General features: G+C 67.3%; 19 protein-coding genes. 8 read left to right on the top strand and 11 right to left on the bottom strand.

Translation table 11 applies throughout. The features are described from left to right. Positions 1 to 133: 133 nt before the first annotated feature. Complete coding sequence (locus tag NV2_RS00840) at positions 134 to 1,081, bottom strand: hypothetical protein (RefSeq protein ID WP_067867714.1); 948 nt, start codon at positions 1,079 to 1,081, stop codon at positions 134 to 136. A 59-nt stretch (positions 1,082 to 1,140) separates the two neighbouring features. On the opposite strand from NV2_RS00840, the gene NV2_RS00845 reads away from it, so the two are divergent. The 3 genes from NV2_RS00845 to NV2_RS00855 are packed head-to-tail and all read left to right on the top strand — an operon-like array spanning position 1,141 to position 4,772. Then, the gene (locus NV2_RS00845) at positions 1,141 to 1,677 is read left to right on the top strand and encodes a PadR family transcriptional regulator (RefSeq protein WP_067867717.1); all 537 of its coding nucleotides are present in this window, start codon (positions 1,141 to 1,143) and stop codon (positions 1,675 to 1,677) included. Between the two features lie 30 nt (positions 1,678 to 1,707). Next, entirely contained in the window at positions 1,708 to 3,279 is a 1,572-nt protein-coding gene (locus NV2_RS00850; protein ID WP_067867720.1) for a MutS-related protein, read from the top strand. After that, complete coding sequence (locus NV2_RS00855) at positions 3,276 to 4,772, top strand: MutS-related protein (protein ID WP_067867723.1); 1,497 nt, start codon at positions 3,276 to 3,278, stop codon at positions 4,770 to 4,772. Before NV2_RS00850 ends, NV2_RS00855 begins: the two co-directional genes overlap by 4 nt. An 18-nt stretch (positions 4,773 to 4,790) precedes the next feature. Here NV2_RS00855 and NV2_RS00860 read toward each other — a convergent pair whose 3' ends face one another. Further along, entirely contained in the window at positions 4,791 to 5,327 is a 537-nt protein-coding gene (locus NV2_RS00860; RefSeq protein ID WP_067867726.1) for a helix-turn-helix domain-containing protein, read from the bottom strand. Positions 5,328 to 5,389: 62 nt separating this feature from the next. On the opposite strand from NV2_RS00860, the gene NV2_RS00865 reads away from it, so the two are divergent. Further along, positions 5,390 to 6,280 carry a CPBP family intramembrane glutamic endopeptidase gene (locus NV2_RS00865; protein WP_067867729.1) on the top strand — a complete coding sequence of 297 codons (891 nt, stop codon included), beginning with the start codon at positions 5,390 to 5,392 and terminating at the stop codon, positions 6,278 to 6,280. A gap of 23 nt (positions 6,281 to 6,303) precedes the next feature. Here the strand turns inward: NV2_RS00865 and NV2_RS00870 are convergent, their stop codons facing one another. Continuing rightward, complete coding sequence (locus NV2_RS00870) at positions 6,304 to 7,146, bottom strand: sigma-70 family RNA polymerase sigma factor (protein WP_157102690.1); 843 nt, start codon at positions 7,144 to 7,146, stop codon at positions 6,304 to 6,306. Positions 7,147 to 7,236: 90 nt separating this feature from the next. Between NV2_RS00870 and NV2_RS00875 the strand changes: the two genes are divergently transcribed. The 3 genes from NV2_RS00875 to NV2_RS00885 all read left to right on the top strand — a co-directional run bounded on the left by NV2_RS00875 (position 7,237) and on the right by NV2_RS00885 (position 8,799). After that, the gene (locus NV2_RS00875; protein ID WP_067867735.1) at positions 7,237 to 7,590 is read left to right on the top strand and encodes a DoxX family protein; all 354 of its coding nucleotides are present in this window, start codon (positions 7,237 to 7,239) and stop codon (positions 7,588 to 7,590) included. Positions 7,591 to 7,663: 73 nt separating this feature from the next. Beyond that, complete coding sequence (locus NV2_RS00880; RefSeq protein WP_067867738.1) at positions 7,664 to 8,326, top strand: class I SAM-dependent methyltransferase; 663 nt, start codon at positions 7,664 to 7,666, stop codon at positions 8,324 to 8,326. Further along, positions 8,323 to 8,799 carry a DinB family protein gene (locus NV2_RS00885; protein ID WP_067867741.1) on the top strand — a complete coding sequence of 159 codons (477 nt, stop codon included), beginning with the start codon at positions 8,323 to 8,325 and terminating at the stop codon, positions 8,797 to 8,799. The genes NV2_RS00880 and NV2_RS00885 overlap by 4 nt, the downstream gene beginning before the upstream one ends. Before the next feature lie 117 nt (positions 8,800 to 8,916). Here NV2_RS00885 and NV2_RS00890 read toward each other — a convergent pair whose 3' ends face one another. The 4 genes from NV2_RS00890 to NV2_RS00905 are packed head-to-tail and all read right to left on the bottom strand — an operon-like array spanning position 8,917 to position 12,986. Continuing rightward, the gene (locus NV2_RS00890) at positions 8,917 to 10,095 is read right to left on the bottom strand and encodes an alpha-hydroxy acid oxidase (protein ID WP_067867743.1); all 1,179 of its coding nucleotides are present in this window, start codon (positions 10,093 to 10,095) and stop codon (positions 8,917 to 8,919) included. Then, positions 10,092 to 10,997, bottom strand: coding sequence for an NAD(P)-dependent oxidoreductase (locus tag NV2_RS00895; protein ID WP_067867746.1), 906 nt, complete (start codon positions 10,995 to 10,997; stop codon positions 10,092 to 10,094). The genes NV2_RS00890 and NV2_RS00895 overlap by 4 nt, the downstream gene beginning before the upstream one ends. A 14-nt stretch (positions 10,998 to 11,011) precedes the next feature. Further along, on the bottom strand, positions 11,012 to 11,767 hold the full coding sequence (locus NV2_RS00900) for a class II aldolase/adducin family protein (RefSeq protein WP_067867747.1): 756 nt from the start codon (positions 11,765 to 11,767) through the stop codon (positions 11,012 to 11,014). Positions 11,768 to 11,780: 13 nt separating this feature from the next. Further along, positions 11,781 to 12,986, bottom strand: a complete 1,206-nt coding sequence (locus NV2_RS00905) for an amidohydrolase family protein (RefSeq protein WP_067869051.1) — start codon at positions 12,984 to 12,986, stop codon at positions 11,781 to 11,783. Positions 12,987 to 13,079: 93 nt separating this feature from the next. Here NV2_RS00905 and NV2_RS00910 point away from each other — a divergent pair, with 93 nt between their 5' ends. Further along, a complete protein-coding gene (locus NV2_RS00910) occupies positions 13,080 to 13,811 on the top strand; it encodes an IclR family transcriptional regulator (protein ID WP_067867750.1) in 732 nt (243 codons plus the stop codon). Between the two features lie 62 nt (positions 13,812 to 13,873). On the opposite strand, the gene NV2_RS00915 is transcribed toward NV2_RS00910, so the two are convergent. From NV2_RS00915 to NV2_RS00930, 4 genes are read right to left on the bottom strand one after another with little or no spacing between them, the layout of a single operon-like run. After that, the gene (locus NV2_RS00915; protein WP_067867752.1) at positions 13,874 to 15,520 is read right to left on the bottom strand and encodes a dipeptide ABC transporter ATP-binding protein; all 1,647 of its coding nucleotides are present in this window, start codon (positions 15,518 to 15,520) and stop codon (positions 13,874 to 13,876) included. A gap of 19 nt (positions 15,521 to 15,539) precedes the next feature. Next, positions 15,540 to 16,403, bottom strand: coding sequence for an ABC transporter permease (locus NV2_RS00920; RefSeq protein ID WP_067867755.1), 864 nt, complete (start codon positions 16,401 to 16,403; stop codon positions 15,540 to 15,542). Then, positions 16,400 to 17,359 carry an ABC transporter permease gene (locus NV2_RS00925; RefSeq protein WP_067869054.1) on the bottom strand — a complete coding sequence of 320 codons (960 nt, stop codon included), beginning with the start codon at positions 17,357 to 17,359 and terminating at the stop codon, positions 16,400 to 16,402. Before NV2_RS00925 ends, NV2_RS00920 begins: the two co-directional genes overlap by 4 nt. A gap of 5 nt (positions 17,360 to 17,364) precedes the next feature. After that, on the bottom strand, positions 17,365 to 18,936 hold the full coding sequence (locus NV2_RS00930) for an ABC transporter substrate-binding protein (RefSeq protein WP_067867758.1): 1,572 nt from the start codon (positions 18,934 to 18,936) through the stop codon (positions 17,365 to 17,367). Positions 18,937 to 18,941 lie beyond the last annotated feature (5 nt).

The raw sequence follows: 18,941 nt of genomic DNA on the forward strand, positions 1-18,941 counted from the left end.
GATGTGGTGTGCTACGGCGCCCCGGACGGAGCGACATCGATCATCGAGTGCCCACTTCTGTGTGGTCGATGCCGCCATCCTAGTGGTTGATCCGCACGCGAGGAGACGATCGCGACCATAACAGACACGAATCCTAGGCCCGCCGAGATCGCTCGGCGATGAGGTCGCGAACAGCACCGAAGGCCGGTTTGGGGGTGTAGTCGTCGCGTAGGAGGCCGAAGCGGCCGGCCCAGGCGGCGTCGGTGCGGCCATCTCGTAGGCCGAAGATTTCGTACGCGGTGACTCCGGCACCGGAATCGAGAACGGCTCGCGCGACCGTTTCCAGGACCGTGCGCTGGGTCTGTTCGTCCCGATCGATGTCGGTCGGCCATCCGGTTTCGGTGATATGGATGGGGACGTTTGCGGATATTCCGGATTCTGTTGTGACAGAACGGAACTGCTCGATCAGGAAAGTGACGGAATCGGCGAGCTGGTGATGCGGGATGCGACGGAAGACGTCGGGGAAGGCGTCCAGACCGATGTAGTCGAGTCTCGCGAGAAGTTCCGCCCCGACCGCGTCGGCCAGTTGCGTCCAGAATGCCGCATCGGTCATGCCCGCGGCATTCACGCCGATCGCCACCTCGGCACCGAGGCGTTCGCGTTCCTCGAAGGCGGCGGCCAACCCGGCCGCGACGGCGTCGAAGCATCCGGGGCTACCACCGTCCTGCGGTGCCGGCATATTCGGTTCCTCGCCGACCTGCACCTTGCCGCCACCCCAGGCGGCGACGTCGCGCACGGCTTCGCGAACGAACTCGGCGAAACCATCCGGGTCCGGTTCGGGGCTCTGATAGCAGGCGACCAGATCGATCAGCCGCCCCTCCCCCGCATACAGCTCCGGACGTCGAGGCGTCCGGGACACACCCGGCGACGGGGTGCAGCCGGTTCCGAAGTGCCGATAGCAGCGCACATAGAACGCGGCGGCATCACCTTGCAGCTCCCGCAGCGCCGCCAGAGTCGCGTCGGGGTCTTCCGGTGGGCAGTCGAGTGGCCGGAAGTCGACGAGGTCGGCCGCGACGACACCGGGCCAGATACCGAAAATCATGACACCTCCATTAGTCGTATACGGCTAACCGTATACGACTAATCGGCTAGGCTGCAGCAGTGCCCCAGAACGCGCTCGACAATCCGCTGGTCCTGCCCATTCTCGGCCTCCTGGTCGAGCAGCCGCGCCACCCCTACGCGCTGTTCAGCGAGCTCCGGCGCCGATACGACTACCTGCGCGTTCGTAACGCGACCGTCTACACGCTGCTGGATCGCCTGACCGCCGAAGGATGGATCGGTGCCGCCAACGACGAGCGCGGCACCCTCACTCCCACCGAATCCGGCCGCACCGCACTCGCCGAACGGGTGCGACACCAACTGCGCGAGGCCGATCCGGCCGGCGGTCCGGCGTTCGTCACCGCACTCGCCTACCTCGGAATTCTGGAACCCGGACAAGCCACCGCTGTACTCGCGACGCGAGTGCAGCTGATCGAGCAGACGATCCGCGAGCTCGAGCAGGCGATTCACACTTCCGGGGAACCCGAGATCCACATGATCGAGGCGCACTATCTGCTGGCCCGGCTGCGGCACGACCTCGACTGGCTGGAACGGACAGCGCATCGCATCGAGGCCGGAGAACTCGGCTGGTCGCGCTGAGACGCCGACCGGCGATACACCGCACGTAGGGTGGACAGCGATGACAAGGTGTGTGGACCCGGCGCGGCCGAGGGACGAGATCCGATGAGCCCGGCGCCGAGCTTGCTGTGGCGCGACCCGGAGCACAGAACCGTCGCACAGCCCGCTCCGGAGACTGTTTCCGATCTGAATCTGGACCGTGTGTTCGCCGAGGTCGCGGTGGCGGGCAGCGCTGTCGATCAGCTGCTGCGGGCCCCACTGCTACACAGCGAGGATGTCGACTACCGCCGGCAGGTTTTCACGGATCTGGCGGAACCGTCCGTGCGAGGGCCGCTCGAGAAATTCTCGCGGTCGATGAGTCTGGTCCGGCGGCACCTGTCCGAGCTGCCGCTCGTGCGCCATCCGGTGGTGCGGCGACGGCTCGGCGTGGACATCGTGCACGTGTACTGCCGATCCGTATCGACGCTGCACCGCGGCCTGAGCGAGAGCACACTGCATTCCCCCGCCCTCGAATCGTGGCGCACCTACCTGAACAGCTATATCAGCGGGGCGGGATTCCAGCAGTTGTGCTCGGGGTGCGAGGAAATCCTCGCCGACCTCGCAGAGATTCGTTATTCGATGCAGATCGACGAGCATCGCATCGCGGTCGAACCGGCCGCTGAGATCACCGGCTACACCGCCACCATCGAGCGCTTGTTCGCGCCCTTCACCCAGGGATGGGCACCTACTGAAAAACAGACCTCCCCGCCGTTCGCGGGCGTGCATCCGGTGGAGGAGCGCGTGCTCGACGAACTCGTACACCTGTTTCCGCGCGCATTTCACCGAATGATGGACGGCGCCGAGTTCGACGAATTCATCGATCCGGTTCTCGACCGCCTGGACGGTGAGTTGCAGTTCTATCTGTCGTTCCTCCGGCTGACCGACCGGTTGTCCGCCCACGGCTCGGTGTTCTGCCTGCCCGAGGTCACCGACTCGTTCGACGGAATTCGCGTCACCGGCGCCTACGACGTGGCACTCGCGGTCAAGAATTGCGGTGAGACGGACCCGCCGGTCACCAACGATTACCACCTGTCCGGCAGTGAACGCACCATCGTCGTCACCGGACCGAATCAGGGTGGCAAGAGCACCTTCGCCCGGATGTTCGGACAGGTCACTTATCTTGCGGCCCTGGGTTGTCCGGTTCCGGCGCGCGCTGCGCGGGTGCTGCTCGCCGATACGATAGCCACCCATTTCGAGCGGCGGGAACGCTCCGACGACGCTGCCGGCAAACTCGAGGGTGAATTGACCGCGATCGGCGAAACCCTCGCGCACGCCACCGACCGGACGATCATCATCCTCAACGAGAGTTTCAGTTCGACCGCCACCGCCGATGCGCAGCAGATCGGGGCGCGAGTGCTGCGGAAAATTATGGAACGCAAAGCTGTCGCGGTGTTCGTGACATTCTTGGACGAACTCTCGGACTTGGACGGTGCCGTGAGCATGGTCGCCGGCGTCGGTGCCGATCCGACGCTCCGCACGTTCAAAGTCGAACGGAAGCCGGCAGACGGCCGGGCACATGCGGTCGCGCTGGCGGAACAGTTCGAGCTGTCCTATGACGCGATTGTCGGGCGAGTGACACGGTGAGGGTCGATCTGCTCGGGCCGCAGGGGTGGCAAGCGCCTGCCGCCGAGGTGAACGGGAAGGCCGTCGCCGAGGATCTCGAGCTGTCCGCGATGTACGACGTGATGGCGGGCGGTGACCCCTTCGTTCGCACCGTCGTCGCCGACGTGATTCCCCGGTCGGTGCATGATCGGGACGTGCTGCGGTATCGACAGCGGGTCGTGAACGACGCCTGCGGCAAACCCGCTGCGGTGCGGGAACTCTATGCCATCGCGACCGAGGCCGCCGGTGCCCGCCGCTGGATGGTCGGCCGCGACCGGGGCGCACGCGGGAAACTGCACCTGTCGCTGGAACCGCTCACCAAATTGATCGGTTTTGTGCGCCGGGCACGCGACACCTACGAACATCATTGCGCGGCATTCGATTCGGAGGGATTCGCCGGCTTCGGTCGCCGGCTCGCCGCCACCTTCGGCGACGAGTATCTGGCCGAGGTCGAACATTATCTGGATGCCCTGCGCTTCGACCACGGTTTCCGGATCGGCGCCCAGCTCGGGTCGGACGCCGGGATCGCGCATCCCGTCCTGCTCGAACCGCTTCCCCCGCCACGCCGCCACCGGACGGTATTCGGGCGGCCCAAGCGCAACGCGCTGGAGATCTCCGAATCCGACGAGAGCGCAAAGCAATTCATTTCCCGACTGACCGGTAAGAGTCTCGACCGGATCGCCGACGTGATCACCCACACCACCGACGTGATCGTAGAATTCTTCCACACCCTGCGTACCGAACTCGCCTTCCTGGTCGGCTGCGCGAACCTGGTGGACCGCTTACGCAGTGACGGCTACGCGGTGTGTTTCCCCACTCCGCTGCCGCAGGGCAGCGGATCGTCGTTCAGCTTCCGCGAGCTGCGGGACCCGGCGCTGTGCCTGTCGGGCGCGGCCGGGGTCGCGGGTAATTCGATCGACGGCCGGGACACCTCGCTGACCGTGATCACCGGTGCCAACAGTGGCGGGAAATCGACGTTTCTGCGCAGCCTGGGTGCCGCCCAGATCATGATGCAGGCGGGGATGTTCGTGGTCGCGGAATCGTTCGAATCCGATATCAGGGAGGGCGTTTTCACGCACTTCCGGATCCAGGACGACTCCTCGATGACCTACGGCAGACTCAAAGAGGAGTTGGTGCGGATGCGCGAACTGACCGGGCGGGTCACCCGGTCCTCACTGGTGCTGTGGAACGAACCGTTCGCCTCGACCAGCGAGCGCGAGGCCACCGAAATCCTGGCACCCATCACCGAGGCACTGCTCGACTCGGGCGTGAAAGTCGTTGTGGTGACGCACTTGTACGATTTCGCGTCCGCGCTGGCACACCGGGACCGCGCCACCGATCTGTTCCTGCGCGCCCAGCGACTCCCCGACGGTACGCGTACCTTCCGGCTGGAACCCGGCACACCCGACCTCACGAGTCACGCCCTGGATATCTACCGGAAGGTCTTCCGGGACGAGCCGCACGGCTCGCCATGAGCACAACCGCCCCGGCGATCAGCGGTCCGCCGGATCCTCCGGCACCACAACGAGACTGATGACATGACGGCTGCGGCCGTCCTCGGCGACGGTCCGAGCCCGCCGCGCTACGGTCGCCTCGAGTTCTTCGACGAGTTCGGTGAACTCCTCCGGTGTCAGCCACACCGCACCCTGCCGGTACAGCACGCCGTCGTGGGCGGGATCGGCGTCGGGATGTGCGAGGTATCGGTCGAAATCGGCCATCAGCGCGCCGGTGAAGACCGTGAACGCCTGCCGGTGCTGATCGGGTGTCATGCTCACACGCGCGTCGGTGTCGACCACGGCCTGCTCCTGACGAACCCGATAACTGCGTTCGACCGTGCCGCGCACGGGACGCTCTCGCACCACCTCCAGCACCTCGGCCCTGGTGAGGGCCGCGACGTGCCGATAGAGCGTGGCCGGAGCGATATCCGGAAGACGTTGCCGCAGTTGAGCAATGGTCAACTCATCGACTCCGAGCAGAGCCTGCAGCACGCGCAGCCGAACGGGGTGCAGGAGTAGTTCTGCGGTCGCCATGAACTTATGATCTCATGGTCAATAATGTTATCAACTTTGATATCAATCGAGGGAACTCCGGAATGACCGCTACTGCTTCGTCGGTGGCCGCCGGCCGCCGCAACGATCTGCTCCTGTACCTGACCATCGCCTTCGCGACGAGCTGGGGCGCGTGGCTCGTCGCGATCGGACTCGGTGGAACGCCGATGTCGGCCCCGACGGTGGTGCCCTATCTGCTCGGCGCTTTCGGCCCGCTCATCGCCGCCCTGGTGGTGCGCACACTCCGCGTCCGGCGTGGTGAGCCCATCCCCGACCGGGTGGTGCGCACCGACCGGCGCACCCTGCTCTGGGCTCCCCTCCTGCTGGTCCTGTCGGCGGCGACCGTGCTCGGCGCCGGTGTACTCGCCCGGGCCGCCGGGCAGCCACTGCCCGGCCTCGACGATGTGACAGCCACCATGAGCGAATCCGGCGGCACCGCAGCATTTCTGGTGAGCATGGTGATCTCCGGACCACTGTCGGAGGAGCCGGGATGGCGCGGTACCGCGTATCCGAGACTGCGAGCGGCACTCGGCCGATACCAGGTCTGCGTGCTGCTCGGCGTCATCTGGGCGATTTGGCATGTGCCGTTGTTCTTCGTCCACGGCACGCCCCAGAACGAGCTGGGCATCGCGACGCCCAGCGGAATTCTCTTCCTGGTCAACGCCGTTCCGATGGCCATGCTGACCGGGTACGCCTACGAGAAGGCCGGCGTGATCGCGGCCATGGCGGTGCACTTCGCGACGAACACCACCCTGGTACTGCTGGACGTCCACGACCCGGTGACCTCCGCTCTCGCCCTCGGCATCCAGGGAATCGTGGGAGTGCTGCTACTGCGCACGCTCCGGGAACAGCCGCCCAGCCGGAAGCTCTCCCCGCCCGCGGCCGAACGTGACGAAAACCGCGACCGCATGTCCGCACCCGCGGGCCGGGACTGAGATCGGCAGTGCCCGTGCGGTAGTCAGGGCACCATTGGCATCGCGATCGACGTCTGCTCGCCGGGGCGGGCGATATCGATCGTCGCCACCCTTCCGTTCCTGGTGGCGATGCCGATCACCGCGAACAGGTGACCGCCGGGCGCGATGACGTAGCACCGTCGGTCGTCGACGAACATCGGTGTGGCGGCACGGATCCGGGCGGCGAACAACCGAGTTTCCTCGGCAACCGCCGCGGCACCGGTGACGACGGGGTGGGTACCGGGAGGGGCGATGGCCGGATCCACGGTGCGTACACAGTCACCGGCCATCAGAGTGAGCATTCGATCCATATCGCCCCCGGCCGCGGCAGCGAGAAATGCGTCGACGACGGCGCTGTCGACCGACGGCGTCGCCGGGGCACTGTCGACGTGCGCGATCCGCTCGCGGGCCCGACTGGCGTGTTTCTTCGCATTCCCGGTGCTGGTGGCGAGCGTGGCCGCGATCTCGCGGAAGGGCACGTCGAACAGATCGTGCAACACGTAGGCGACGCGCTGGGCGGGGGTCAGCCGATCGAGGACCACCATCAGCGCGCGCGAGACGTTTTCCCGTTGCAGATAGCGCTCGTCGGCGGCCAGCGAGGCGGCCGGGATCAGATCCGCGAACAGTGGTTCCTCGTGTCGCCGGTGCCGCATGCGGAGCTGGTCGAGGCAGACGCGGGTGAGCACCGTGGTCAACCATGCCGCCGGATTACGAAGCTCACCGGCCGTCGACGCCTTGATCCAGGTGGTCTGCACGGCGTCCTCGGCGTCGTCGATCGAGCCGAGTAGCCGGAACGCCACCGCCGTCAACTGTGGGCGTGCCGCTTCGAATTCCGGATCCGGTACCACCAGGTGTCACCTTTCTCGGGTGTGAGACGTCGGGAAGGACGAGACCACCGATCTCGTATACCGATACTCACCAGAGGAGGCATCCTGCCGATGAGCGTACTGTTCATTGCCACTGTCGTATGCATCGTGGCGAACGTCGCCGTCGCGATCACCGATTATCTGCCGGCGAACTTCGCCCTGCAGAACTCGGCCGAGGTGCATGTCCCGGCCGGCGCCCTCCCGTACCTGGCGACGACGAAACTGGCCGGGGCCGCCGGTCTGATCGGAGGGTTGATCCTCACGCCCTGGCTCGGAGTCGCCGCCGGCGTCGGATTGTCCCTGTTCTTCATCGGTGCCGTGGCCTTCCACGTCCGGGCGCGGGCCTTCCACAACATCGCGTTCCCGGGCTTCTATCTGCTCGTTGCCATCGCCTCGCTGGGCTACATGGTCCACCTCGCGCACTAGCGGCTCATGCGGCTGTTTGCCGGAATGGCAAACTTTCGTGCCACTCGGTGACGGCCGCGGCCACACTGGCCGTATGACGACACCGAAACCGCCGACGAGTGCCACCGATGCGGTCACGTTCTGGAACGACGTATATGCGAACCGGGCCGCGGAGGCCGAACCCCAGCCGAATATTCGTCTCACCGAGACGGTTTCGGACCTGGCGCCGGGCGACGCGCTCGACCTCGGCTGCGGTAACGGCGGAGATTCGCTGTGGCTCGCGCGGCGCGGATGGCGGGTCACTGCCGTGGATATCTCGGCTGTCGCGGTCGAACGACTGCCGGCCCTCGCCGCGTCGCACGGGCTGAACCGGATCACCGCGGAACGACACGATCTGTGCGAGTCGTTCCCGCAGGGTTCGTTCGATCTGGTCACCGCGCACTACCTGCACACCCGCTTCGATCTGGACCGGTCGATCGTGCTGCGCCGCGCCGCACACGCACTACGCCCGGGCGGTCGGCTGCTGGTCGTCGATCACGGTTCCACCGCGCCGTGGTCGTGGAATCAGGACCCCGACCTCCGCCACCCGTCTCCCGCGGAAGTCGCCGCCGAACTCGACCTCGCCCCCGAGACCTGGGTCGTCGATCGCGCCGAGGCCGCCCAGCGGATCGCGGCCGGACCGGACGGGCGCACCGCCGAGGTCACCGACCATATCCTCCTGGTCCGCCGTACGGCCCGAACCGAGGGCGGCCGATGACCACCCGGCGCGATACTCCCCCACCTCGCACCGGAAGCAGCGAAACCGAAGTCCTGCGCGGATTCCTCGACTACCTGCGCACTTCGATCGCCGCCAAGGTCGACGGCGCGCCGGAACCACAGGTGCGAACGGCGGCGGTCGGATCCGGCACCAACCTACTCGGCCTGATCAACCACCTCACGTTCGTCGAACGCGCGATCTTCCTGGGAGACACGGTCTCCGACTGGCCGGCGACCTTCCACGCCGCACCAGGAGACAGCGTCGCCGAGGTCGTTGCCCGCTACCGGCAGGCCGTCGCCGCCGCGAACGAGGTCCTCGATCGATGCACCGACCCGAGCGCACCGGTGCCGCGCCCGGCGGGCCGCGCCCCCAGCGTGCGCTGGGCACTCACCCACATGATCGAGGAGACCGGGCGGCACGCCGGTCACGCGGACATTCTCCGCGAACTGATCGACGGCACGACCGGCCGCTGAACCAGCTCACCGCTGGTGAGCACCGGCCGCGAGGCCGCCCCCTCCGCGCCGAGCCCGATACACGACGGACGCGCGTGCCCGGCGTAGCGCCGTTCCTGCGTGGCCCGTACCCGCCGCTCACGCCTGCGTGCGGCGGAGGTGGGTGGCGTTCACCTCTCCCACATCGCGCACGCCGAGCAGTGTGAGCGCCCGTTCGATCTCGGTGCGGAGGATGGTCAGCACGTGATCGATTCCGCGCTCACCGGAGACCGCGGCTCCGTAGAGGTAGGGGCGGCCGATCATGACCGCATCGGCTCCGAGCGCCGATGCCACGAGTACGTCGGTGCCGCGCCGGATGCCGCCGTCGAGCAGCACCTGCGCGCGCCCGGCGACCGCGGCGGCGACCTCGGGCAGTGCCGCCACCGCCGGGATACAGCGATCCAGTTGGCGCCCACCGTGATTCGACACCACGACGCCGTCCATCCCCAGTTCCACGGCACGAACGGCGTCGTCGGCGCGGACGACACCTTTGACATATATCCGGCCCGGCCAGTTGTCCCGCATCCAGGCCAGGTCGTCCCAGCACAGCCGGGACTGCATCAGGTGGCGTTCCTGGATCTCGATCGACTCCAGCGCCGCGGTGACGCCGGCTCCGGCGGACAGGGTGCGGCCACCGATCCTGCGATGCCGGAGCACGTCGTAGGCCCACCGCGGATGGCGGGCGATTCCGAGCAGCCGGCGCGGCGTCAGGACCGGCGGCACTCCCATGCCGGTGCGCTGTTCGGCCTCTCGATTGCCGACCACCGGCACGTCCACGGTCACGAACATGGTACGGAAACCGGCGGCCCACGCGCGCCGCATCACCGTCGCCGCGACGCCGCCCGAACCGGGATACAGCTGGAATGCGTGCTCCGCAGTGGCCACCTCCGCGATCTCCTCGAGCGACCAGGACGACGCGGTACTCACCACACAGCAGGTGCCGGCCCGTTCCGCGGCGCGCACGGCGTCCAGGTCGGTGCTCCACCGTGTCAGTCCGCTGAAACCGGTCGGCGCCAGCAACACCGGCATCGACACCGGCCGTCCGGCCGCCTGCACGCTCAGGTCGTGGGTGTCGTGTCCTGCCAGCACGGCCGGGGCAAACCACCACCGGTCGAACGCCGATCGGTTGCCTTCGACGGTCCGGAGGTCGTCGGCGCCACCGTCGATATATGCCCACACCATGCGCGGCAGCCGGCCGCGCGCCGCGCGCCGATAGTCCTCGATGCTGAGCAGTCGCTCGGATGCCGTTATCCGCCAATCGAATCCGAGCGCTCTCACCGTCGCCCCTCGGTGTCGCGGCGGTGCGCATACTCGGTCACCTTCCGTACCACCGCCGCCCAGCAGCGATCGAGGGTTCCCGCGGTCGTCCCGGCGATGTGCGGGGTGACCACCGCGCCCGGCGCATTCCAGAGGGGATGTCCGGGCGGCAACGGCTCGGGGTCGGTGACGTCGAGCAGGGCGTAGAGTCTGCGTGCCCGCAGCTCGGTGACGAGGGCGTCCGTGTCGACCAGCGGCCCGCGGCCGACGTTCACCAGCACCGCACCGTCGCGCATCGCGGCGAGAAATTGGGCGTCGACCATGCCTCTGGTCTGTGCAGTCAAGGGAACCGCGAGGACGACGATGTCGAACTCGGCGAGGCGGGCGAGCGCGCCGGGAACATCGAGGACGGTGCCGCGCGCGGTCCGTCCCACCGAGGTCACGACCGTCCCGAACGGTTCGAGGCGGCCCCGCAGGTTGTCGCCGATATCGCCGGCGCCGAACACCAGCGCGTCCGCGCCGGACAGGGTGCCCGACGACACCGCCTCCCATCGCTCTTCGCGCTGCCGGGCACGGTAGGCGTCGAGTCGTCGATAGTGGCTGAGCAGTTGCGCCACCGCCCATTCCGCGACGATTCCCCCGTGCGCTCGATCCGCATTCGACAGGCGAATCCCCGCCGGTATCACGGCCTCCCACTCGTCGGAGCCGGAGCTGAACAGCTGCACCATCCGCAGATTCGGCAGCTGGGCGAAGATCTCGCCGGAGCGGGCCGGGTCCAGCCCGTGGGCAACCAGCACCTCTGCTGCCCGCCCTGCCGCCGGGATCCGGCCGTCGACGTCGTAGACGACCGGTCGGACGAGGGCCGAACCGTCGAATTCCCGCAGCCCGCGCTCGTCCGGTACGAGCACCACGACCGGATCCATATCAGCTCCCACCGTTATCGCGACCGGTCGACAATGATGTCGGCCAGGGCGGGGTCGGCGCGCAGCTGCGCCCGCACCGCCGCTTCCCAGAAGCCGTGGTATCCGTTGCCGTCACTGTTCGCCTGGCGGTCGAGCCACCAGTCCGGCAGCGACGTCTTCTCGGGGCCACCGGCAACCCGAACCATCCACGCATTCTTGCAGCGCTGTTCGAGCGCGACCGCCCGGAGGAACGCCGCCGCGGCGGTATCCGCGATGACGAACACACCGTGCCCGCCCAGCAGGGCCCGATCGGCCGATCCGATCGACGCGACCGCTTTGGTGGCGGCCTCCATACTGTTGACCGCGCCGTCGTATTCGTCGACCAGGACCAGTTCACCGCCGCCGAGGCTGGAGCTCTGGTCGTAGGCAGGTGGGACCTCGAGCAGATCGCCCCACACGGTGCCGTACTCGGAGTGGTTGTGCACGGCGAAGGTGACATCGGGACGGGCGCGATGCAGGGCCAGGTGCAGTGCAATCCCCAGGGGAACCGGCCACTTGCCTTCCAGCACATTGCCTTCGAGATCGATGCGGAGGATGTCTTCGGGGTAGATCTCCTCCCAGGTCAGCAACCACGGATTACACAGCAGGGTGCCGTCACCGGGGCTGTAGGTGATGTGGCCGGCGAGGTGGTCCCGGTAGCCCTCGTGCCAGAGGGTCCGGGCGAGCATGACGATCTGTTCACGCGGATCGAGGTCGGGAATCAGCCGATCCGCCGTCGGGGTGAAGTTCATGACGCACCTTCTCTCAGCCGCGGGGCAGAACCTGGTCCGGCAGCGGATGCCGGTAGAGCCGGGCCGCGTTCTCGCTGCACATCATGCGCAGATCCGGCGCGGAGAATTCGCCCCAATACCGCTCGATCACGTCCTGGGTGTGCGGCCAGGTCCCGTCACCGTGCGGATAGTCGGTCTCGAGCATGATGTTCTCCACCCCGATCACGTCGCGCAGCGCGATCGTGGACGGGTCGTCGAGAGTGCAGAACCAGAAGTTGCGACGCAGCACGTCGGCCGGCCGTTCCGCCCAGCCCAACCCGTATCCGGATCGGTCGATGATGTTGTCGAGCCGGTCGATCAGCATCGGCACCCAGCCGATCCCGCCCTCACTCATCGCGATCTTCAGCGTCGGATGCTCCTTCGGATACCCGGACCACAACCACTCACTGCATGCGGCGAGCGACAGCTGGCCGAACATGGTGGCGCCCAACTGGAGTCCGGGCGCGCCCTGCGGGTAGGCGTACATGCCGGAGCTGCCGACATGCAGGGAGATGACGGTGTCGGTATCGACGCAGGCCTGGATGATCGGATCCCAGTGGTCGCGCTCCCACAGCGAGGGCAGGCCGATGGCGTGCGGCCGCTCGGGGAAGGTGACCGAGGTGAATCCGCGGGCGGCATTGCGTTCGATCTCGGCGACGGCCTCGACCGGATCGGTGAGATAGGTGATGCCGCCGGGGATCACCCGCGTCGGATACTCGAGATACCACTCGTTGTAGAGCCAGTCGTTCCACGCTCGCACAGCCGCCTTGCCGACCTCCGGATCCGAGGCGAAGGCGAATACGCGACCACAGAAACCGGTGATCTGGGACGGGAAGTTCAGCATGGCCCAGATTCCGCCGAGATCCATATCCTTGACCCGCGCGTGGATGTCGTAGCAGCCGGGGCGCATCTGATCGAAGCGGAAGGGCTCGTATTTCACCGAATCCTTGCGCCGGCCGGCGACCGCGTTCATCCCGACCTGAGAGTAGATGTTGCCGTCGAATTCCCAGATCTGAGCGCCCTGTTCGTTCTGGACGATCTTGGGGCCGCGTTCCGCCAGCGCCTTGGGCATCCAGGTCTCGAACAGGTGCGGCGGTTCGACCACATGGTCGTCGACCGAGATCACCGTGTACCTGACCTCGGCCTGCTCCGGTTCCGGATCGAAGAGGGCGGGATCGAGTTCGTCGTGGACGGATGTCATGACCACTCCTTCGCCGAATCGCATTGCCGCGCAACCGACCGGCCAACTAGTATCATTATGTGATACCTTCTATCACTATCTACAACGTTAGGAGTGATCCAGATCGCAGTCAAGACTCTGGGCACACTCGCGCGCGGTCTCCGCGTCATCGAGACCATCGCCGCCTGTCAGCCCATCGGCCTCAGCGCGCTGTGTCAGGAACTCGGCGAGGACAAGAGTGCCCTACAGCGCACGCTCGCCACCCTGCACGAGTCGGGTTGGATTCGGCCGCTGCCGGATTCACCGCCCCGCTGGGAACTGTCCACGAAACCGCTGATCGTCGCGGGCCACGCCCTCGACACCTCGTCGCTGCCCGCACGGGCCCGCCCGGTGCTGGCCGCCCTGCGCGACGAGACCGGTGAAACCGTCCACCTCGCCCTGCTGGACGAGGCGACGATCGTGGTCGTCGACGTCGCCGAGGGCCGGCACCTGGTCCGCACCGCACTGCGAATCGGCCAGACCCACCCGCCGGAAACGAGCGCGGCGGGCCGAGCACTGCTCGCGCACCTGAGCCCCGCGCAACGCACAGCACTGTGCGAAGTCCCCGGCGCACTGCTCGACCCCGCCGAATACGAGCGGATCCGCGCTCGGGGCTGGTCACTGTGCGAGGGGGCCGTGCAAGAAGGCTCGACCAGCCTGGCGGCGGCGGTCACCGACGCGGGCGGCAGACCCCGTGCCGCGATCGTCGTCTCCGGACCCGACAGCCGCCTCACCCCCGATCAGTACGCCGGGATCGCAGAGTTGCTGCGCGATGCGGTCACCCGACTGGGGGAAGGACTGCGCTGAGTCGCCATCCACGCGACCGACCCCGCTGGACCGCAGTCGAACTCACTCGTCATGCCCCGATCTCACACGGTGACGGTGGTGCGTTGCGCCGCGGTGTGCTGCGGGACCGCGGGATCGGGCACCGGCACCGCGTCGACCAAGGCTCTGGTGTGTGGGTGCCCGGGTGCGGTGAACACCGTGTGCACCGGCCCCAGCTCGATGACAGCACCGGAGCGCAATACCGCCACCCGATCGGCTACCTGGTGGACGACGGCCAGGTCGTGGCTGATGAACAGGCAGGCGAAACGCAGGTCGCGCTGGATCTCGGTGAACAGGGCCAGCACCTCGGCTTGGACCGACACATCGAGGGCGCTGGTCGGCTCGTCGGCGATGAGCAAGCGTGGCCGCAGCGCGAGCGCGCGGGCCAGGGCGACGCGCTGGCGCTGACCGCCGGACAGTTGGTGTGGCAGCCGGTCGGCGAGGGCCGCGGGCAGACGTACCGCATCGAGTAGTTCGAGCACCCGCCGGCGGCGTTCGGTGGCCGATCCCACCCGGTGCACGTCCAGCGGTTCCCGAATACTGGCTGCGATCGTCAGCCGGGGATCCAATGAGGTGGCCGGATCCTGTTGCACGACAGCGATATCGCGTCGACATTCGCGCAACTGCCGCGCGCTGATCCTGGTCAGGTCGTGGCCTTCGAACAGCACCCGGCCACCGGTGACCGGTTCGAGCCCGACCGCTACCCGCCCGAGAGTGGTCTTCCCGGAACCGGATTCACCGACCAGACCGAGCACCTCCCCGTGCCCCATGGTGAGCGAGACCGATGCGACGGCCCGGAAAGCCGGAGAACCGTGTCGCGCGGGATAGGTGACCGACACCTGGTCGAATTCGAGTACGGGCGATGCATCGGATTCGGTGTCGGCCCCGTCCACGGAGCCGTGATCACCGCCTTCCGGGAGCCGGGGCACCGCCGCGAGCAGGGCGCGGGTGTAGGGGTGCTCGGGTGTATCGAACAGTGCATACGTGTCACCGGTTTCGACGATCTCGCCGCCGCGCATCACCACCACCCGATCGGCGCACTGGGCGACCACACCCATATTGTGGGTGATCAGCAGGACTCCCATGCCGGTGCGCTGCCGGATCCGGTCGAGCAACGCCAAGATCTCCGCCTGCACCGTGACATCGAGTGCGGTGGTCGGTTCGTCGGCGACGAGCAGATCCGGATCGTTGGCCAGCGCCAGGGCGATCGCGACCCGTTGTTTCTGACCGCCGGAGAGCTGGTGCGGGAAATAGTCCACCCGGCGATGCGGATCGGGGATTTCCACCTGGGTGAGCAACTCGATCGCCATGGCTCTGGCAGCCGCGGCGGAGATCTTGCGGTGGGCGCGCACAGCCTCGCGTAGTTGCCATCCGATCCGGCGCACCGGATTCAGGGCGTGTTGCGGTTCCTGAAAGATCAACGCCACCTTCGCCCCTCGCACCCGGTTCAATTCCGAGTCGGAGGCACCGAGGATTTCACGACCGTCCAGGGTCACCGATCCGGTGGCGGTGGCGGTATCGGGAAGCAGCCCGAGAGCCGCGCGTGCCGTGACGGACTTTCCGGACCCGGATTCACCGACCAGTGCCACGACCTTGCCGCGGTCGACGTCGAACGAGATACCGCCGACAGCGGCCGGGGCAGGCCCGAAGTCGATGCGCAGGGCGCGGACGGACAGGAGCGCAGTGGACATGAATATCTCCTCGGGTGAGTCACTGCCGCCGCGACCGGGCGGCCAGTGCTTGTGAGACGAGCAGCAGTCCGAGGACCAGGACGACCACGACAGCAAGCGGCCCGACCACGAAAAACGGGGAATGGTAGGCACTCTGCGTGCCTTCCTTGATGAGCGAGCCGAGCGAAGGGGCCGGCGGTGTCACCCCGAGGCCGAGGAAGCTCATCGCGCCCTCCACGAACACTCCGACCGACATGGCCAGCGCGAGCTGCACGGTCACCGGTTCCAGGCAGTTGGGCAGGATGTGACGGCGCAGAATCCACTCCTCGCTCGCCCCCAGCGACCGGGCCGCTTCGACGTAGGGCAGCTGCCGGACCTGCAGCACCGAGGTGCGGATCAATCGACCGAACACCGGGATCTCGGCGAGGCCGATCACCACCCCGATCGTCACCACACCCGGCCCGAGGACCATGGTCAGCGCGATCGCCAGGACGATCGCCGGAAAGGCCAGGATCAGGTCGAATGCCCGCTGGATCACCGTGTCGAGCCGGCCGAACCGGGCGGCCGCAAGACCGAGCGCCGAGCCGGCCAGAGCACCGATCGGCACCGCGACGAAGATGACGAGCAGATCGATCCGGATGCCGTACACGGTTCGGGACAGGATGTCGCGTCCCACCGAGTCGGTACCGAGCAGATGCGTGCCACTCGGGTCGGCGAGGGTGGCGCCGGCGAACTGCTGATCCGGAGCGTAGGGGGCGAGCCACGGCGCGAGCAGGCCCGCCAGCGCGACGATCGCCACCAGGATCACCCCGGTCAGTCCACGACCGCTGCGCAGGGCCGCCCAGCGGCTGTCCCGGTCGCGAACGGTGAGCGCGCCGGTCGCGGTGTCGACAGCGGTGCTCATGGCTTGCCTTCCAGTCTGATTCGGGGGTCCAGCCACGCGTTGACGAGATCGGTCAGCAGCTGCACGATCACGAACAGCCCCACCGACAACAGCAGCAGCACCTGCACGACGGGATAGTCGCGGCTCGATATCGCGCGCTCGATCAGGTATCCGAGTCCGGGCCACGCGAAGATGGCCTCCACCAGAACGGCGCCGCCGAGCAGATGTCCGATCTGGATCCCCAGAACCGTCACGGTGGCCGGCAACGCGTTCGGCAGCACCTGGGTGAGCACGATCCGCGCCCGCCCGATCCCGAGCGCACGAGCGGTCGTCACATAGGGTTCGGTGAGCCGGCTGCGCAGTGATTCGGTGAGGAACCGGGTCAGCGCCGCCGCAATCGGCAAGGCCAGGCAGCAGGCGGGCAGAATCAGATACTGCGCCGTGATGCCGAGGTCGTCACCGAATCCCCGGCGCGGAATTCCTCCGGCGGGCAGCACCATCCAGACCACCCCGAACAACACCACCAGGATCGCGCCGGTGACGAAGTTGGGGATCGCGACGGCCACGGTGCCGAATGCGGTCACCACACTGTTGAGCCAGCCGCGGTCCACGATCACCGACACGGTGCTCGCCACGAGCGCGACGACTACCGCGAGTACGAGAGCGGTACCGGACAGGATCAGGGTGTTGCCCACCGCATCGCGCAGCAGGGTGCCGATATCGCCGCCGAGGATCAGCGACCGGCCGGGGTCGAGGGTGAGGATGCCGCCGATCCATGCGAAGTACTGCCCGATCTGGGAACCATTGAGTCCCAGGTCATTTCGCAGCGTTGTCAGCGCTTCCGGCGAAGCGTCCGGACCGGCCAGCATCGAGGCCGGGTCCCCGGGAACCAAGCGGAGCAGCACGAAGATCAGCACCGAGCCGGCGACCAGGACCAACAGGGCGGAAGGTATCCGCCGCAGACTGTATTTCAGCATCGTATTCACCTCCCCAGATAGGCGTCGCTCAGGTCGAGCTCGGATTTCTTCGACCACTGGACCCCGTGCAGTGCAGGTGACATCGCGAGTTCGTTCTCGTTGTCGAACAGTTCGATCACGAAGGCGTTGTCGAGCAGTTCGGTGTTGAGCTCCGCATAGGCGGCCTTCGCGGCCGGGCCTACCGGATCCACGGTGTGCCACGCTGTTTCGACTGTCTTGCGGTAGCCGGGATCGACGAAGTTCGACGCGTTCTTGTGTGCGTTGAACGGGAACGCCCCCGTGGGCAGGGTCACCGGGGTGTACTGCGTGTAGGTGTGGGCGGTGATCCAGAGGCCGTCGGAGGTACCGCCGATCAGGTGTTCGAGGGTGGCGGCGTAGTCCATGGGCTGCAATGTCGTCTCGATGCCGGCCGCGGCGAGATCGGCCTGGACGATCTGCGCGACGGCCTCGGTGTCCAGCGATCCGGTGGTGTAGCTGAGCGGGATCGGCGGGAGATCGCCCACCTCGGCGGCCAGTGCACGCGCCCGGTCGACGTCGTGGCGATAGGTGGCGTTGCGTTGCGCGTCGTAGGCCGGGGAGTACTCGGGCCACGGCAGACTGGTGACGCGTCCGTGTCCCTGGTAGACGTCGGCGAGTATGCGCTCCCGGTCCACCGCATAGGCAATGGCCCGGCGGATCCGAACGTCCTGCAGCACCGGCGACCGAACATTTGCTCCGATATACCAGTTGTGTTGCGCGCCGGTCTGTTTCACCACACGCTGCTTGGTGCGCTCGGTGAGCGCCTCCGCATCGCGAGGTGCGATCGACAGCAGCAGGTCCAGCTGTCCGGTGCGCAGCTGCGAGACGCGGGTCTGCGTGTCGGGCACGATCAGGTACTCGACGCCGTCCAGGTGCGGTGGCCCGCCCCAGTAGTGTTTGTTGGCGTCGAAGGTTATCGATGCGCCCGGTTTCCATCGGGTGAAGCGGAATGCTCCGGTGCCGTTGTATCCCCGGCCGCTCTCGAAATCCGCCATCGTATTGCGGTCGACAATGGGGACCAGATCGAACAGATCGAACAGATTCGCCACGGGCGCAGCGAGTTTCATTGTGAGAGCGTGCGGGTCGGTGGTGTCGTAGTCGGTGATCAGAGCCGCGGTCCGGGCGAGCTGGCCCGCCCGCGCCGGATTCGCGTACGTGGTCAGGCTGAACCGCACATCTTCGGAGGTGAAGGGGCGGCCGTCGTGGAAGGTGACATCGTCACGCAACGTGAGGTGGACGGTCCGCCCGTCCGGCGCGACCTGCCACGAGGTCGCCAGCCGCGGCTGCGGTCGCAGGCTGTCGGCGGGATACCGGATCAAGGTGTCGTAGACCAGGCCGGTGACGAGCGCCTGGGCGGGGGCACCGGCATACAGGCTTGCGGGAGTCAGGTCGCCGGCATCGCCGATGCGGAGTACACCGCCCTCGGTAATCCCCGCCGCCCCACCGGATTCGGCCTGCCGCACCGCCGATTGACACCCCGCCGCCGAGAGCGCTGCGACGAGGCACAACACCAGCACCGACAGGGTCCGGCGTCGTGGCGGGGTGAATCGGTTGTACATGTGTG

The sequence above is a fragment of the Nocardia vermiculata NBRC 100427 genome, from assembly GCF_001613265.1.
GTDB lineage: Bacteria > Actinomycetota > Actinomycetes > Mycobacteriales > Mycobacteriaceae > Nocardia > Nocardia vermiculata.

What these genes read in the sequence shown, in the direction of transcription:
- NV2_RS00840 (WP_067867714.1), bottom strand. Translation starts at nt 1,081, where the DNA reads ATGATTTTCGGTATCTGGCCCGGTGTCGTCGCGGCCGACCTCGTCGAC.
- NV2_RS00860 (WP_067867726.1), bottom strand. Translation starts at nt 5,327, where the DNA reads ATGGCGACCGCAGAACTACTCCTGCACCCCGTTCGGCTGCGCGTGCTG.
- NV2_RS00865 (WP_067867729.1), top strand. Translation starts at nt 5,390, where the DNA reads ATGACCGCTACTGCTTCGTCGGTGGCCGCCGGCCGCCGCAACGATCTG.
- NV2_RS00875 (WP_067867735.1), top strand. Translation starts at nt 7,237, where the DNA reads ATGAGCGTACTGTTCATTGCCACTGTCGTATGCATCGTGGCGAACGTC.
- NV2_RS00880 (WP_067867738.1), top strand. Translation starts at nt 7,664, where the DNA reads ATGACGACACCGAAACCGCCGACGAGTGCCACCGATGCGGTCACGTTC.
- NV2_RS00885 (WP_067867741.1), top strand. Translation starts at nt 8,323, where the DNA reads ATGACCACCCGGCGCGATACTCCCCCACCTCGCACCGGAAGCAGCGAA.
- NV2_RS00895 (WP_067867746.1), bottom strand. Translation starts at nt 10,997, where the DNA reads ATGGATCCGGTCGTGGTGCTCGTACCGGACGAGCGCGGGCTGCGGGAA.
- NV2_RS00900 (WP_067867747.1), bottom strand. Translation starts at nt 11,767, where the DNA reads ATGAACTTCACCCCGACGGCGGATCGGCTGATTCCCGACCTCGATCCG.
- NV2_RS00905 (WP_067869051.1), bottom strand. Translation starts at nt 12,986, where the DNA reads ATGACATCCGTCCACGACGAACTCGATCCCGCCCTCTTCGATCCGGAA.
- NV2_RS00915 (WP_067867752.1), bottom strand. Translation starts at nt 15,520, where the DNA reads ATGTCCACTGCGCTCCTGTCCGTCCGCGCCCTGCGCATCGACTTCGGG.
- NV2_RS00920 (WP_067867755.1), bottom strand. Translation starts at nt 16,403, where the DNA reads ATGAGCACCGCTGTCGACACCGCGACCGGCGCGCTCACCGTTCGCGAC.
- NV2_RS00925 (WP_067869054.1), bottom strand. Translation starts at nt 17,359, where the DNA reads ATGCTGAAATACAGTCTGCGGCGGATACCTTCCGCCCTGTTGGTCCTG.
- NV2_RS00930 (WP_067867758.1), bottom strand. Translation starts at nt 18,936, where the DNA reads ATGTACAACCGATTCACCCCGCCACGACGCCGGACCCTGTCGGTGCTG.